General features: G+C 45.5%; 14 protein-coding genes. 7 read left to right on the top strand and 7 right to left on the bottom strand.

Annotated elements, in window-relative coordinates:
* Positions 1 to 6: 6 nt before the first annotated feature.
* Genes mnmE through rpmH form a run of 6 tightly spaced genes read right to left on the bottom strand, consistent with a single transcriptional unit; the run spans position 7 to position 3,664 of the window.
* A complete protein-coding gene (mnmE, locus tag QBE54_RS00460) occupies positions 7 to 1,407 on the bottom strand; it encodes a tRNA uridine-5-carboxymethylaminomethyl(34) synthesis GTPase MnmE (protein ID WP_369018395.1) in 1,401 nt (466 codons plus the stop codon).
* Positions 1,391 to 2,209 (bottom strand): RNA-binding cell elongation regulator Jag/EloR, encoded by an 819-nt coding sequence (gene jag / locus QBE54_RS00455; RefSeq protein WP_369018394.1) that lies wholly within the window; start codon positions 2,207 to 2,209, stop codon positions 1,391 to 1,393. The genes mnmE and jag overlap by 17 nt, the downstream gene beginning before the upstream one ends.
* Positions 2,193 to 2,927 carry a YidC/Oxa1 family membrane protein insertase gene (locus QBE54_RS00450; RefSeq protein ID WP_369018393.1) on the bottom strand — a complete coding sequence of 245 codons (735 nt, stop codon included), beginning with the start codon at positions 2,925 to 2,927 and terminating at the stop codon, positions 2,193 to 2,195. The genes jag and QBE54_RS00450 overlap by 17 nt, the downstream gene beginning before the upstream one ends.
* Positions 2,928 to 2,957: 30 nt before the next feature.
* Positions 2,958 to 3,179, bottom strand: coding sequence for a membrane protein insertion efficiency factor YidD (gene yidD, locus QBE54_RS00445; RefSeq protein WP_369019367.1), 222 nt, complete (start codon positions 3,177 to 3,179; stop codon positions 2,958 to 2,960).
* Between the two features lie 8 nt (positions 3,180 to 3,187).
* The gene (gene rnpA / locus QBE54_RS00440; protein ID WP_369018392.1) at positions 3,188 to 3,526 is read right to left on the bottom strand and encodes a ribonuclease P protein component; all 339 of its coding nucleotides are present in this window, start codon (positions 3,524 to 3,526) and stop codon (positions 3,188 to 3,190) included.
* A gap of 3 nt (positions 3,527 to 3,529) precedes the next feature.
* Entirely contained in the window at positions 3,530 to 3,664 is a 135-nt protein-coding gene (rpmH, locus tag QBE54_RS00435) for a 50S ribosomal protein L34 (RefSeq protein WP_369018391.1), read from the bottom strand.
* A 294-nt stretch (positions 3,665 to 3,958) separates the two neighbouring features.
* Between rpmH and QBE54_RS00430 the strand changes: the two genes are divergently transcribed.
* From QBE54_RS00430 to QBE54_RS00420, 3 genes are read left to right on the top strand one after another with little or no spacing between them, the layout of a single operon-like run.
* Positions 3,959 to 4,765, top strand: coding sequence for an electron transfer flavoprotein subunit beta (locus QBE54_RS00430; protein WP_369018390.1), 807 nt, complete (start codon positions 3,959 to 3,961; stop codon positions 4,763 to 4,765).
* Between the two features lie 2 nt (positions 4,766 to 4,767).
* The gene (locus tag QBE54_RS00425; RefSeq protein WP_369018389.1) at positions 4,768 to 5,769 is read left to right on the top strand and encodes an electron transfer flavoprotein subunit alpha/FixB family protein; all 1,002 of its coding nucleotides are present in this window, start codon (positions 4,768 to 4,770) and stop codon (positions 5,767 to 5,769) included.
* On the top strand, positions 5,741 to 7,183 hold the full coding sequence (locus QBE54_RS00420) for an FAD-binding oxidoreductase (protein WP_369018388.1): 1,443 nt from the start codon (positions 5,741 to 5,743) through the stop codon (positions 7,181 to 7,183). Before QBE54_RS00425 ends, QBE54_RS00420 begins: the two co-directional genes overlap by 29 nt.
* A 19-nt stretch (positions 7,184 to 7,202) precedes the next feature.
* Here QBE54_RS00420 and QBE54_RS00415 read toward each other — a convergent pair whose 3' ends face one another.
* The gene (locus QBE54_RS00415; RefSeq protein WP_369018387.1) at positions 7,203 to 8,312 is read right to left on the bottom strand and encodes a DUF362 domain-containing protein; all 1,110 of its coding nucleotides are present in this window, start codon (positions 8,310 to 8,312) and stop codon (positions 7,203 to 7,205) included.
* Between the two features lie 91 nt (positions 8,313 to 8,403).
* Here QBE54_RS00415 and QBE54_RS00410 point away from each other — a divergent pair, with 91 nt between their 5' ends.
* From QBE54_RS00410 to QBE54_RS00395, 4 genes are read left to right on the top strand one after another with little or no spacing between them, the layout of a single operon-like run.
* On the top strand, positions 8,404 to 9,579 hold the full coding sequence (locus QBE54_RS00410) for an exonuclease SbcCD subunit D (protein WP_369018386.1): 1,176 nt from the start codon (positions 8,404 to 8,406) through the stop codon (positions 9,577 to 9,579).
* On the top strand, positions 9,566 to 12,736 hold the full coding sequence (locus QBE54_RS00405; protein ID WP_369018385.1) for an AAA family ATPase: 3,171 nt from the start codon (positions 9,566 to 9,568) through the stop codon (positions 12,734 to 12,736). The genes QBE54_RS00410 and QBE54_RS00405 overlap by 14 nt, the downstream gene beginning before the upstream one ends.
* The gene (locus QBE54_RS00400) at positions 12,709 to 13,788 is read left to right on the top strand and encodes a hypothetical protein (RefSeq protein ID WP_369018384.1); all 1,080 of its coding nucleotides are present in this window, start codon (positions 12,709 to 12,711) and stop codon (positions 13,786 to 13,788) included. Before QBE54_RS00405 ends, QBE54_RS00400 begins: the two co-directional genes overlap by 28 nt.
* Positions 13,781 to 15,718: an ATP-binding protein gene (locus QBE54_RS00395; RefSeq protein ID WP_369018383.1), complete on the top strand. Its 1,938-nt coding sequence runs from the start codon at positions 13,781 to 13,783 to the stop codon at positions 15,716 to 15,718. Before QBE54_RS00400 ends, QBE54_RS00395 begins: the two co-directional genes overlap by 8 nt.
* Positions 15,719 to 15,733 lie beyond the last annotated feature (15 nt).

The raw sequence follows: 15,733 nt of genomic DNA, 5'->3' as shown, positions 1-15,733 counted from the left end.
AACAGGTTATTTCCCAATACAGAAGTTCGAAAAAATCGCATCCAGAAGTTTCTGATCGACGTCTTCTCCGGTAAACCTGCGGAGAGTTTGCAACCCCTCTTCGAGGAGAATACCCACTACGTCTATCGATAAGCCCTGTTTCAGGGTCTCCCTGGCTTCCTGAACTATTCTCAAAGCTTCCTCAAGAATTTCACGCTGTCTCTGGGTAACCAATAGAGGAGTTTCTTCAAGGTCCACATTAAGTTGTGCAACGTTAACCAGCCTTTCAAACAATTTTTCTATTCCTTTGCGCTGCAAAACCGAAATTTCGAGGACTTCCTCTCCAGGACACAGTTTGTTCAAATCCTCTTTGCTAATTTGAGGTGACAAATCGCTTTTATTCAAGACCAGAATACGCCGTTTATGAGCAAGTTTTTTAACGAGCGAGAAATCTTCCTCCCCAAAAGGTTGGCCCATATCGAAAACCAACACCACAAGGTCCGCCTTTTCAAGAAACTCTTCGGCTTTTTGTAAACCAATTCTTTCTATTACGTCTTGTGAATTTCTGAAACCTGCCGTATCCACAAAGCGAAAAGGCACTCCATCTATGGTCAGAGAAACTTCGAGAACATCACGAGTAGTTCCCGGAATGGGGGTTACAATGGCCCGTTCCTCACCGCATATCAGGTTGAAGAGGCTGGATTTTCCCACGTTTGGTTTACCTGCAATGACCACCAGAATTCCGTTTTGAAAGATGGCAAAACGCTCGCTTTTCTGCACTTCTTCAGCAAGTTCTTTCTCAAGGGTTTCAAGTTCTTTCCAAATCAGCTCTTCGATTGAATCTTCAACAGCGTCTGCAAAATCGCAAAAGGCTTGAATATACGCTTGACATAACAAAAGCCTGTCTTGCCAGCCCTTGACCTTCTGACTGAGTTGACCACTCAAGCTGCGATAAAAAGCAGAAAGAGCCTTTTCAGAGCGTGCTTGCACCATTTGGGCCACTGCTTCAGCTTGAGCAAGATCCATCCGGCCATTTAAAAACGCGCGCAGAGTAAACTCACCAGGACGAGCAAGTCGCGCCCCGTAACGAAGACAAAGCTCGAGTACCTTGCGCAGAATCAAAGGCCCTCCATGAACCTGAAACTCAACCACATCTTCGCGGGTGTAACTGCGAGGAGCACGCATGATAACTATAAAGGCTTCATCCAGAACTTCCCGACTCCCGGGGTCTACGATTCTGCCAAGATAAAAATGAAAGGCTTGCAACTCCTCAAGTCTTTTTCCACAGTGAGTCTTGAAAATAGAGGCAGCTATGGGAATTGCCCGGGGGCCACTCATCCTGACAATGCCAATGGCCCCCATACCAGAGGGTGTTGCTATGGCAGCAATAGTATCTTCACTAACACAGAAATTACTTTGCCTGTTCACGTTTTTTGTTGCGACGAGAAGACTTCTTGCGGCTATTTTTAGCCTTGGAGCGTTCCTTAAGGTCAATGACCACGCGTCTTTCCGGTTCTTGGCCTATGCTGTAGGTAGTAACCTGAGGATGGCCTTTGAGAGCCACGTGAATAATACGTCTTTCCCGGTTTAACATGGGTTCCAGTTTTATCCTTTTTCCCGTTTGAATTACCTTTTTCGCCAAACGGTTGGCCAGCTTGCGCAATGCTTCTTCTCTTCTTTTTTTATAATTAGCCACATCAACTTCAACAGGAACCTCTCTAAGACCCTTTCTGATGAGATACATTTTGGAAAGAAGCTCAAAAGCTTCCAGAGTTTCTCCTTTTTTACCGATTAAAAGCCCGGAGTCCTCCCCATCGATTGATACCAGCAACTTATCCTTGTTAGCCACTACTTCAGCAGAAACATTAACCTTCATCTTCTCAAAAAGCCCGGTCATGAATGTCTCAATCTCGGTCCTTGCCCTGTCAAGCAGCAAGTGGTCTACTTTAGATGGTTCAGAATGTTCAGGTTCCTCGGCGATTGCCTTTGGCTCTTGATTGTTTTTCTCCTCAGATTCGTCTACGGGCCGCTCTTCAGAAGAGCCAGTCTCGTTGTCTTCTTTAATCCACACCCGGACTTTTAAAGCCCTGGGAGCAAGAATGCTCAAAATACCTTTACCTTCAGAAATTACTTCGTATTCCAGTTTTTCTTTGGGAATCTCAAAATAGTTAGCAGCTCTTTCTAAAATTTCCTCAATGCTTTTTCCAGACACCTCAACGCTTCTTCTCACGCTTTTTTCCCCCTTTTTTGGAAACCCCAGAACGAGAGGAAGAATTTTCCTGGATAGATGGTAAGCTTCCCGAAGCGAGTGCACGGGTCTTACGAACCTGCAGTTCAACCATATATTGCTGGAAAATATAAAAAAGATTGGAAACAAACCAGTAAAGCAAAACGCCTGAAGGCAGGCTCCAGCTAATGAATACCAGGAAAAGAGGCATAAACACCATCATGAGCAGGTTCTGCTGAGAAGCTTCTCCACCCATAGCCGGCGTTGCAATCTTTTGTTGCCAGAAAGTCGTAGCACCCATAGCCAGTGGCAAAATGTAATAGGGGTCTCTTTGAGAAAGATTGGGAAGCCACAAAAATCCCTGTCCATAATCGTAGGTAACCAGAACCCGATAGAGAACGAACAGAAAAGGGAGTTGAATTAGTAAGGGTAAGCACCCACCAAGTGGGTTAACCCCTTTTTCCTTGTAAAGGCGCATGATTTCCTGGTTGAGCTTTTGGGGGTCTTTTTTGTACTTTTCCTGTAACTTCTTTACTTCAGGCTGGATCTCCTGCATCGCTTTAGTAGAAAGGTTCTGTTTATGAATAACTGGGTACAAAGCCAGCCTGATTACCACAGTTAGCAAAATGATAGAAACCCCATAATTACCGGTAAGATTGTAAAAGAAACGGAGTATAAACTCCATTCCTTGAGCCAAACCATCCCAGATCTGCGACCACATAGATAAAACCACCTTTTATTAAAATTAGCATTAAGGCACTGGATCATATCCTCCAGCCGAGTAAGGGTGGCAGCGGATAACCCTTTTAAAAGCCAACCACAATCCTTTTCCCAAACCGTATTTTTGAACCGCTTGACGAGCATATTCAGAACAGGTAGGTTCAAAACGGCAGCTGGGAGGAAAAAGAGGTGAAACAAATTGCTGATAAAAAACAATCAACCGATCAAAAACCAGCAGAAGTTTACGATCCATGCCCACGCTTACAGCAATTCTCCTTGTCCACAAAGGTTTTCGTCGAGCAACCTCGCCATCTTTTCTACTATGGTTTTAAAATCCTCACTAAGAAGCCGTTCATCACTAAAAAAAATTACATCCACTGGCTTTTCTCGAAAACGATCATAAAAGTACTGCCGGAAAGCTTCCCTAAGCCTTCTCCTAATGCGGTTTCGACGCACTGCTTTCTTGCTCCTACCCACAAAGCATACTCGCAAAGACCCACTCTCTTTTTGGAGAAACCACATCCGGATGGGTGGCAAATCCACCTTTCTGCCCTCACAGAAAACCCGGTCAAAGTCCTTTTTCTTCCTCAGTGTTTCCATTCGTTAAACAGTAAGGCGTTTACGACCCTTCTTTCTTCTCCTCCTGAGCACCTCCTGTCCCGCCTTTGTCTTCATGCGAGCCCTGAAGCCATGAGTTCTTTTTCTTGGCAAGTTGTGAGGTTGATAAGTTCTTTTCATGTTTTCTACTCCTTTCCTGCTTTGAATCAAGGGGAAACAATTGTGCGGGTTAATTATATCGACAACCTGCTCGTCAAGTCAATAATGATTACTCCCCACAACCAGAACAGGACAATTCTGATATCCCAAACAGGAGTTACAAAATACACTGAACATTGTAACACTTCTTTCCGAATATACCACCAAAACTTGCCCTAAAACCTTTCCAAGCATTCTTAAAGCCTTCTTTAAAAAAGAAATGAATCTGGTAGAATGAAATTCGAAGACAACCGATACCTAATAAAAATAAATGGAATGCAAAACTTGGATAAAACTTGCAGAATTGCAGTCTGTGTAAAACAGGTTCCCGAAATTGGAGAAGCTCGCATCAACCCTGAAACCGGAACGCTGGAACGCAGTGGTGTTCCTCTTACCATAAACCCACTGGACGTTGCAGCTTTACAGATAGCCCGGCTCATAAAAGAAGAGGTTGGAGGAGAAATGGTAGCTTTTTCAATGGGGCCAATTTCCAGCGAACGCGTTTTGAGAGACGCAATCGCCTGGGGTTGTCAGCGTGGTTACCTGATAAGCGATCCCCGACTTGCTGCCTCCGATACCTATGCTACTTCTTACATCCTATCCAAAACATTGCAAAAATTTGGTCCCTGGGACATCATTGTGTTCGGCGAAAGAGCAATTGACGGAGACACTGGACAGGTAGGACCTGAAGTGGCTGCTTTCCTGAACTTACCAGTGTTCAGCTACGTTACCGAGGTCGCGGTGGAAAAAGAAACCTTCAGCATTAAAAGAATGATTGAGCGTGGATGGCAAATCATAAAAGTTCGGCCTCCCTTTGTGCTAACCGTTTCCCGAGGCAAGAGCGTAGTACGGCTTCCCACTCTCAAAGACAAAATCAGAGCCCATGAAATGCCCATAGTGAAACTAGATGCTACTGCGCTGGGCATCGCCACTTCCCGAGTCGGTCTCGAAGGTTCTCCTACTTGGGTGCAAAAGGTGGAAAAAGTTCAGGTAACCAGAAAAGGCACGGTATTAAGAGACCAATCGCCAAAGACCATGGCTCTGGCCTTTAAAAAATTCCTCGAAGAGCGGGGCTTGCTTTAACGATGAGGTTGGAACGTAAAATCCTAGTTCTGGGAGAAACCTTTCAGGGGAAAATAGAAACCACTTCCTTTGAAATGCTACGAGTCGCTCAGGACCTAAACCAGAAAATTGGGGGAGAAGTACTGTTCCTTCTGGGAACAACCCAGGTGAATACCGAAGAGCTTGAACGAGCAATTCATTACGGAGCAGATCGAGTTTACTGTGTAGTAAACGACATATTTGGAATGCTGCTCCCTCATCTATCTGCAAAATTGTTTTTGCCCCCGATAAAAGAACTGAAACCAGAAATCATCCTTGGTGCTGCAACCAGCTGGGGAAGAACCATATTACCGTATCTTGCAGCCAAATTGCATACTGGATTGACCGCTGACTGCACTTCACTTGATATTGACCCTGAAGACGGAAGATTGGTCCAAATCCGCCCTGCCATAGGAGGAAACATCATGGCGACCATCAAAACCCGAACTCTTCCCCAAATGGCTTCAGTGAGACCTAACCTTTTTCCTCCCCGCCTTGATACCTCCCGTCAAGGAGAGATAAAAATTCTTAAGGACACTACAAATTACAATCCAGAACTTCTGAAAAGTGAAATAGTTATTCAGAAAGACCAGAAAGAGCTCACCGCTTCAAAGGTAGTAGTAAGCGGAGGAGCAGGAATCAAGAACAAAAGTAACCTGGAGTTACTTTCCAAGTTGGCTGAAAAGCTGAACGCAGCACTTGGAGCCAGCAGAAAACTGGTGGAACGAGGACTGGCCAATTACCCCCAACAGGTAGGATTAAGTGGAAAAACCGTGAATCCTACGCTTTACCTGGCAGTGGGCATATCTGGCGCAATTCAGCACCTTGCTGGAATGCAAGGTTCACAATGGATTGTGGCCATAAATCGAGATCCTGAAGCTCCCATCTTCCAGATAGCCGACCTGGGACTGGTGGGAGACGCCCGCGAAATCATCACCAGCATACTTGAGGTTATTGATGAGAAAACCCATGAATCAGCAGTTTAAAAAAATCGACAGCCAGGATATTGCGTTCTTTCGGAAAGTAGTTGGTGATGCCTTTATGTTAACCCATCCTGAAGCTCTTGCCAACTATGCAAAGGACGAAACTCCAGACGAAACCTTGCGCCATCTTCCTGAAGTGGTGGTAAAACCCAAAACGGTAGAAGAAATTCAGGAAATAATGCGCTACTGCTTTGAAAAAAGTATCCCGGTTACCCCCCGAGGAGCAGGCAGTGGGCTTTCCGGAGGGGCCATACCGGCTCAAGGTGGCGTGATTCTTTCCCTGGAACGCATGAACCGCATTCTGGAAATAGATCGCGAAAATTTTATCGTGGTAGTGGAACCCGGTGTAATCACCAACGAAATAAACCGCAAGCTAAAGGAATTCGGCCTATTCTACGCTGGCTATCCGATGAGTCTTGAAACCTGTCAGATTGGGGGTAATATTGCTGAAAATGCTGGAGGGGGTAAAGCCGTCAAATACGGTGTCACCGGACATTATGTGCGAGGCTTGGAAATAGTAACTTCTTGGGGGGAAGTGTTGTGTTTTGGTGGGAAAACCCAAAAAGATGTTACCGGCTATGATATTCTGCATCTTTTAGTGGGTTCTGAGGGAACTCTGGCCATAGTAACCAAAATCTACCTGCGAGTGCTGCCTCGTCCTCGAGAGAGAGCAGTGTTACTCTGTCCCTTTTCCTCCATCGAAGCAGCCCTGAGAACACCCTGGCTGATAATGGGGGAACTGGGTGTTGTGCCCGCAGCAATTGAGTTAATGAGCCGTCAAAGCCTGGAATTTGCCTATCAATACTGCGATTCAACCTACCCCTTTCAGGACGCGCCATGCCATCTCCTGGTTGAAATAGACGGGCAAAGCGAAGAAGAGGTCTTCAGCGTCTATCGTCTTATCGGAGAAAAACTGCTTGCAGAAGGCGCTCAAGAAGTGTTTGTGGCTGACGAAAGCAGTAGTGCAGAAGAAATATGGAAAATTCGTCGGGCAATTCCCGAAGCCATTCACCAAACACTTCCTTTAGAGATTAACGAAGATGTCTCCTTACCCTTAGCCGCCCTGTACGACTTTGTGCGTTTTATAGAACGGCTCAGCAAGGAAAACAACCTCCTGGCTCCTTTTTATGGGCACCTTGGCGATGGCAATCTTCATGTCACCCTTGCTCCCTTGAAAAGCACGGGGTGGGAAACACTGGAACCAGAGTTGCGAAAAAAATTTTACCAGGAAGTAAAAAGGTTGGGAGGAGCGCTGACTGGTGAACACGGAGTAGGCCTCAAGAGGAAAGAATATCTTCCCCTTTTCCTCGGGCCTGCTGAACTGCGCTTGCTCCAAAAGATAAAACAGGTGTTTGACCCGAAGGGTATTCTGAACCCCGGCAAAATCTTCCCGGAGCAGGTAACTCCGAAAGAGTGAACTAACTCGCTACAGAGACCTATATCTCAACCAGCGAGTATTTCTTCTCACCCAACCCCAGGGCACAGGCATAGTCAATCTGGGTTTGCCACAAGGCTTGAGGGTGCACGTCTTTAAATTTATCCTGGCCGGGCTGATGTGCTTTCTTAAGGCCCGAATTAGACAGGCCGGGAGCGTTATTTACGAGATCCGCAGAAGCCTGGTCAACAGCCACAATGTCATGGCTACCCAAAACACCAATATCCGGTACTAAACTGGCGTCATGCCAGGGAGCACAGTCACAATCAGGGCTTATTTCAGTTAAAAAGTTGATAAAACCTACCTTACCCTTTTTACTTGTAATCACACCATAGGCATACTCGACCATTCGCTCTTGAAGGGTAACACTTGAGGATGACCACGAAATGCCAATCGCTTCAGTAGGGCAGTAAATGACGCATTCTGCACAGCTGATACAATTTTCCACCAGAACCCGAGCTTTACCATTGGCATCAAGATAAAGAGCCTCAGCAGGACAATGCACTACACAACGCCTACAACCAATGCACTTTTCCTGATCCGGAGAAGGGATAAAGGTTTCCCCGTGCTGAAGTTGTTTTCCTGAACGAGAAGCACACCCCATGCCTACGTTCTTGATGCTACCCCCCAGTCCTGCTTCGATGTGACCTTTAACATGGGTAACCACCAGTAAAAAGTCCGCTTCGTGGATAGCACTGGCCACCTTTACCGTTTTAAAGTGTTTGAGATTTACCTCTACTTCCTTAAAATCGCTGCCCCGCAACCCATCAGCAATGATTACTGGAGCAGGAACAGAAGGGTAAGAAAAACCGTGAAAGTAAGCCGTTTCCAGGTGATCAAAAGCGTTATGGCGAAACCCGGTATACAGGGTATTGGTATCAGTCAAAAAGGCTTTGCCACCCAGGTCCCGAATTGCTTCCACGATATAGCGCACAAAGACCGGTTTTATAAAACCGTGATTACCACGTTCTCCAAAATGGACCTTAACTGCAACCAGGTCATCCTTCTCAAGACGCCCTTCCAAAAGTTTTTTGGTCATTCTCTTTACCCGTTCAAGAACAGAGCTTTTCTCATCCTTGGCCCGTAATGAAACAAAATAAACTTCTGCCACAGTCAATCCTCCCTTTCTCCAATAACCCACCTTATTTTAGCAGGTTTTCCCCCTCAAACAGCCGTGATAAAATAAAAGAGGAGGTACTTTTATGAAAAAGAATCTTAAAGTCCTGCACACCGCAGACTGGCACTTAGGGCTTGTTTCCTGGAAAGGTTTCAAGGGAATTAACCGCCTCGAAGAGCAGAGAGAGTGCCTTCAGGAAATGTTGAAAATCGCCCAGGAAGAAAAAGTGGATCTTGTCCTGCATGCGGGAGACCTATTTCATCAGTACCATAACCCTCCCCGCGACGCTATTCGTTTAGCAACTGAAGTTCTGGTCGAGATGAGTCGCAACGCTCGGGTGGTCTGGGTCATGGGGAACCATGACTGGTATGCGATAGAAGCCCTACAGGGGATATTCCCAAACTCCATCATGGTATCTAAAAACTTTACCCCTTTACTCATTGAGGATTTCGGCGTATGCATTTATCCTTTACCGTACTTGAGTCTTTCCAGATATCTTGGAAAATGCCCTGGTAAATCCATCCAGGAAGAAGTTGCAGAAGTGTTAGCAGAGATATTCCAAAAATGGCAGCAACACTACCATCCGGAGCACTGGCACATCTTGCTTGCTCACTGTACTCTCGAGGATTTAGCTTTTTATAAGGAAGCCAACATAACACGAGAAATATTCTTAAAAACTGCCGAACTACCCCGAGGCATTGATTATGGAGCTTTCGGTCATCTGCATGGCCTGATACCCTTTGAAAAAGCTCCCTTCCCGATTTATTATCCATCTTCCCTCATTTGCGACACCTTTCAAAAAGAGGGCGAAAGAGGGAGTTTTCTCATTGTAGAATTTAAAGAGGGGCAAAAGCCCGAGGTACGACCTTACTATTTCAGTTCCTCTGCACAACTTTTCAGCCTTTTGCTTGAAGAAACTGACACCATAAATAACCTGGAAAAGGAGATAGCCAGCCGAGTGCAAGGAAAACGCAATTACATCCGGTTAAGGATAAAAGAGGAGTTGCTAACCCCGGAATTCATATCCGAAATCAGAAACCTGGAAGGCGAAAACTGGCAGATTGTCTCACTGGAAGTCTTATCTCATAAGGTCGAAACAGAGGACCTGTCAGAAAAAGAGCGAGAAATCAGTAAATATACTATGCCGGAACTTTTCAAGGAATATTGTCAGCGCAACAATCTCCCCGAAGAACTGCAAGGATTATTCGAAATCTATTATCATCAGGTTTTAGAGGAAGTTGAGCGAGATGCGACCGGTTAGCATTAAGGTAAAAAACTTTCTGGGTCTTGAAAATCTGGAGCTCGATTTTGAACACAATCTCTTTGTAATGGTCGGCCCCAATGGAGCAGGGAAGTCCTCTATACTGGAAGCAATCTTTTTTGCTCTTTACGGTAAAGGAGTGCGCTCCGAACGCAGCAAACAAGAACTGCTTCATCGAGGACATCCTGATGATGCTCTGCGGGTGGAATTTGAATTCACGGTGGGAAGAGAAAGTTACCGGATAATCAGGGAGTTCTCCAAAAAGCAGGGAGGCAGTGCCGCTTTAGAACAGAGGCTGGGAGGAAACTGGCAAACCATTCACTCTGGAGAAGAACGGGTAAATCAAGAAATACAGAAGCTGATAGGCTTCGATGCCAGTACTTTCCGGGCTTCGGTGTTTCTGCCTCAGGGAGAAACACTCTCTTTTGTTGAAGCTACGCCCGCCAAGCGCTTTAACATCCTGAGCAGCTTATTTGGGCTGGATATTCTGGATGCAATACACCAGAAAGTTAAAAATCGGCTCGACTTCTTAGAAGGTAATCTCGGTCCTCGTCTGGATAAATTGCGCCTCCTCAAGGAAGCCGACCTGGAAGGACAAATTGAAATTTTGCAAAAAGAAAGAAGCGAGCTTGAAAAGAGTATTGCAAAACTCAAAAAAGAGGAAGAAACCATAGAACATCGAAAGCGCCTGGTAGAAAAAGCTGTGGATGAAGAAAAAAAGCGCCGAAGCCTCAGTCAGCAAATCGAAGTCCTTAAAGCAGAAATCAAAGAAGCTGAAGCGAGAGCCCAACTGGACCGCGATATACAAAAAGCCCTGGAGGTAAACCTTAACTTCTACCAACCACTAATTCGCTGTCAGGAAAACCTAACTCAGCTGGAAAAAGAACGCACCCAGAAAGCATCACGCATTCAAGAGCTGAACAGCTCCATTGCCAACCTTGACCAGGAAATCAAAACCAGTGCCCAGAAACTTGTTCACCTCTTACAAGAAAAAGACCATCACCAGCTTATTGCCAATATCTTGCAAGAAAAGGTAAAACCTGCTCTTGAAGAAACGCGAGCCCTCAAGCCACAAATTGCTCTCTTGCAAAGAAAATACCAGGATTTATTGAAGCGGGAAAGCGACCTCTCTCAGGCCATAAAGAATAAAGAAAAAGACTTGTTCCACTTACGTGAAAAAACGCAAGCCATCCAGGAAAAGCTTCAAACTGAAAAAAGCTGGCTCAAAGTGATTGAGCACACCCTGGAGAGTATCGCTGCTTTAGAAGAAGAGAGAAAGGGATTGGAGCGAGAAAAGCAATTCCTGGAAGAAGAAAAAACCAAGAAGGAACGAGAAAACATTCTCTTGAAGCAAGAACTGGATGAAGCTCTCAACCGGGTCAAAATCATCGAAGAGACCCTCTCTCAAATGAAAAAACGAGAAATTGCTATGGAAGAAGCTCACCACAAGATCCTGAAGACTTACCTTGTTAACGAACTCAACGAAGAATGGAAGCAAAGTGGAACCTGCCCCCTTTGTGGCACTGTTAAGCCGGCACCTCCCGTTTCTGAACAACCTACAGCAGATATTTTGGAGGAAGAAAAACGGTATCGTGCTTTTCGAGAAGAACTAACCAGAACAAGCAGCGAACTCGAAAAATGGAAAGAGAAAAGGCGGAGTATTGATGAAAAACTGCGAGAAAAAAGTGCTCAACTGGAAAGAGACATTGAAAATCTAAAAACCCTGCAGACGAAAATTCTGGAAATCAGAAAGAACATGATAGGAGTTCTAAAAGAACATCAGCTTGACAAAGAGGGGATAAAAGATTTTAGCTCTCTGCAAAGGTTCTACAAACACAAAAATGAAATAGTAGAAGGGCTCTTTGAAACACTACACAACGCTTCAAAAGACTTACAGGAAGCAGCAACTTATCTTGCAAGCTGGAAAAAACAAATCGGGGACTTGCAAAGCGAAATCCAGAATATCACCCGCGAGCTTTTAGAGAAAGAAACTTACTTGCGACAAAAAAGACAATTTATTTTCTCCATCCTCAAAGAAAACAAGCTGCCTTTTGACCCCAATCGTGAAATTGAACAGAACGCCCAGGAAATCATAGAAGCAACCCAAAACAAAATTCAGGAACTTTTCGAAAGTTCCTCCAACCTGGAAAACCGGAAAGGCAAACTGGAAGAACGTAAAAAAGCTCAAGAAGAAAAGCTTCGAGAACTCACCCAGGAATTGAGAGAACTGGAACAAAAAATTCAGGAAGTTGCTCAACAAAGCAAAAGCCAGGAAAAGTTCTTTCTGGAGGAAATAGGACGGCTGGGCTGGAGTGAAGATTATTTCAAAAGTCTTAAAGACCAGAAGCCCGGCAATTGGCAGGAACGAAAAGTCCACCTTGAGGGGAAATTGCAACATCTCCAAAAAGAACTCATAGACACCGAGTCGAAAATAAAAGCCTACGAAGCGGAGCTTCATACAGAACATGCGAGATTTTCAGAACTGGCACAAAACCTCGCTGTGCAACTGGTCGAACTAAAAGAAGCAATACGTGCAGCCAACGAAAAACTGGGTAGTAAACGCCAGGCAATCCAGAACCTGCAGGAAAAAATCCAGGAAAAAGAACAGTTAGAAGCCGAACTGGAAAAAATCATCCAGGAACGAAACCTTCACAAAACTTTGAAAGAAGCTCTGGAAAGTAAAGGATTTAAGAACTTTCTCCTGGGCTTGCTCTTTGAGCAGCTGGAGAAAGAAACTTCTACCATCCTTGCTGACATCTCTCAGGGAAGATACACGGTTTCCATGAAAATGGAGGGAGGAAAGGCCACCCTGGCAGTCATCGATAACCTGTTTGGAGGTCAGGAACGTTCACCTGGGGAATGTTCAGGGGGTGAAAAAACGCTAATTGCTCTTGCTTTAGCCATAGCTCTTTCCCGGGTGCGCTTTGGCAATGAAAGTGGAAAAAGCGGAGCCAACTGTATCTTCATAGACGAAGGTTTCTCTGCCTTAGATAGAGAACATCTGGAGTTAGTAGCAGATGCTATTTTAAATATGGGTAAAGACGGAAAACTGGTAGGTATAGTAACCCACGACCCTCTTTTCGCTACTTATTTTCCAGTCCGCCTTAATGTGAGTGGAGGAAAAGCCTCATGGATAACCACCGAAGAGGAATTATAAGCTGGGAAGAACTGTTTTCTGAGAATATGGTTCAGCTCGACCACTGGTTTTATGAGGAAGGAGCTTTTCACCACGAAGAGATGGTCTCGGAACCAGAACTTCTCACTTCATCGGATTTATGGGAAGCCGATGAAACGCAATGGAAAAATTGGGAGTCAGAAATCAGCACTTCCATCCCAGAGAGAATGTATTTTGTGGACGGCAGGATGCGAATATACGCCCGCTTGTTTCTGAAAAACTACGTCCTCCTTCTGGCAGAAGTAGCTGCCGGATATGTGGAATGGTCAAAAGAAGGCGGAGTTAAGCCGGGGTTTTCACCCCAAAACCCTCCCCACCTGCGCAGGGTCGTTGGTACCCCCGAAGAACTTTTCCTAGATATGGGAGAAGCGGAAACTTCCTTTGCAGTAGACGACAACCTTTTTTTCTTTGTAAAAACCTCAAGCCGCAAATCACGCAACGCTCCCTATCAGGAGACCGCTCAGCAAGCAGTTTTTAACGCTATGCAAGAGCTGGAAAAACAGGTGGTCAATTCTCTGCTTAGCAAAAATGCTCCCATCATAATGGACGGCACCATTCACTTTGACACCCATCTTTTTGAAAGTGGGAAGGGACCTTGTGGATTGGTAAAAAGAATCCAAAGGTTGCAAATACCACCTTCCGAGGATTTTATGAACCTTCTTTTCAGGATTGACCGCGGTAAACGCACCCCTTTTCTGAGCGCCTATCTGGGAGACAAATCGGATACGGTAAGAGTTTTCTGTTTCACGCGTCTTGTTGATGCAAACCCTCTTTACCCTCTAAAAGGTCTGGTACGATTAGAGGTGGTGCTACGGGAAAAAGAGCTGGAAGGCAAAAAAGAAGAACTGGGGCAGTTTTTCAACTCCATTGCGTCTGTGCTTCCTTCTCTCACCCGAGATTTTCCATACCGGAGATTACCTGAAAACATTTTTCCCATGATAGCCCTTGAAAACTACTTGGGTCAGTACTTTTCCGCTCCTCAATGGATTCAAAGTTTATGTCATAAATTCATATGGAGGGTCAAAAATGCCTAAGTTGGTAGGCACTGTCACCGGATTGAAAGAAATATCCCCCTACAGCTTCTGGATAAGAGTGAACTCCGGACAACCGGTGCCTGGTATCGACAGTTTGATTCAGGTTGACTACCAGTTTGGAGAGAAAAAATTTAGAACTTACGGTGTAGTCATCGAGGTGGTCACCACCTGGGACGGCATGATAACCACTGGTTATCAGGAAGAGGCTTACTTTGAAGGAACGTTTAGTGGAACTCCCATCTATCTTTGCCAGGTAGCAGTTACCCGTGCTCAAACCTGGCGAGGCGAAGACCTGGTTACCATTACACCTTTTCTGCCACCTCCAGCTGGAGAGAAGGTTTTCCTCATCGATCCTGAAGAAACCGACGCCGCCCTGGGCTTCGATGTCATAAAAAAGGAAAAAAGAGAAATCCCGGTTGGGATTCTTTCCAATGGTGAAGTAGCTTACTTGGACTTGAAATACCTGCTGGGAGACAATGGAGCACACATCAACATCAGCGGTCAATCCGGAGTAGCTGCCAAAACCTCCTATGCCACGTTTTTACTCTGGATGCTCCAGAACTATGCCGAGAAAAACGCCTTGGAAAGTGCATTTGCCCGGGAACTTAAAAACAGCCGCTCAGTGATTTTTAACGTGAAAGGAGAAAGCCTTCTCTTTCTTGACCACTGGAACGCAGAATGGAAAGCTCAGGAAAATAAACGTCAGGGTCGGGAATGGAAAGAAATGTTTTCTCGCTTTGGGGTGGAACCCAGGCCTTTCCAAAATGTGCGGGTATATGTTCCCCCAAAAGATTACCGGGGGACTCCACGCATCTCGCGCACCAGAAAAGGAACCCTTACTTATGGATGGGATATTCTGGATATTGTGGAGCTGAACCTGGTATCCCTGATGTTTGATGTAGAAGAAGTGAGCGCCAACCCCAACTTTTTACTTGCGGTAACCGTCATTGAAGACTTGCTGAGGGCAAGGTACGATAAACTGCTCGCAGATGCCGAAAAAGAGCTGCAAGAAGCATGTTATCGAAAAAGACTGCAAATGCGAACTGAAGGTCTTTCGAAAAGCAACTTGATACGGGTCTACCTGGAAGTTACTGGTGAAGACCCTGGAGTAATTCTTGGGCACTTTGGTCTTCCCAACAGTTTCAGGGATTTTGTTGAAATGTTTAAAATCAATGAGGAAGGGGAAGCGAGTAGTTCGCTGGTCGAGGAACTCAGAAAAGAACAACTCGAAGATCGAACCATAATGGCAGTAGCCCGCCGCCTGAGAACTGCTCAAAGAACCGGTATAGACCTACTTTGGAGAAAAATAGAGAAAAAATGCTATGGTCCCATTGATAAAGTGCCAGAACCCGATTACCATCTTCAGTGGAACCATCCAGGCAGTACCACAGTAATCGATATTTCCAAGCTACACCAGAGAGTCCAAGCTTTCGTAGTTGGTGCTGTGTTGAAAGAAATAATGTTTCTCAAAGAAAAAGACGAGCTTCCTGAACCAGTTTTCATTTATCTCGATGAACTGAACAAATATGCTCCTCGCACCGGAGGAGGAGCTCTGGCAGGTATCTTCAGGGATGTTGCTGAGCGTGGAAGGTCCTTCCGGGTAGTGCTTATTGGGGCAGAGCAGACCGCTTCACAGGTTGACTACCGGGTCATCACCCAGGCAGCCACTACGATTGTGGGTCGCCAGAAACAAGCCGAATTGAGCAAGGAAGAATATGCGCACCTTCAGGGAGCGCTGCGAGAAAAAGCGTCTTCTCTTTTGCCAGGAGAAGTCATCATAGACCAACCTTTTCTGCGAATTCCCATAACCGTGAGTTTTCCGCTAACTCCCTGGGCAACTTCCGAAGAAAACCGGGAACAACGTTTCTCTACAGAAAAGCAACCAACCGATCGCTCTCCAGAAGAACAACTTGAGGAACTCTTGCCTTAATCCGGGAAGGGAGGT

This window comes from Thermatribacter velox (assembly GCF_038396615.1).
Taxonomy (GTDB): domain Bacteria; phylum Atribacterota; class Atribacteria; order Atribacterales; family Thermatribacteraceae; genus Thermatribacter; species Thermatribacter velox.
Note: the sequence above shows the minus strand (reverse complement) of the source record. Positions and strands in the feature narration are given on the sequence as shown.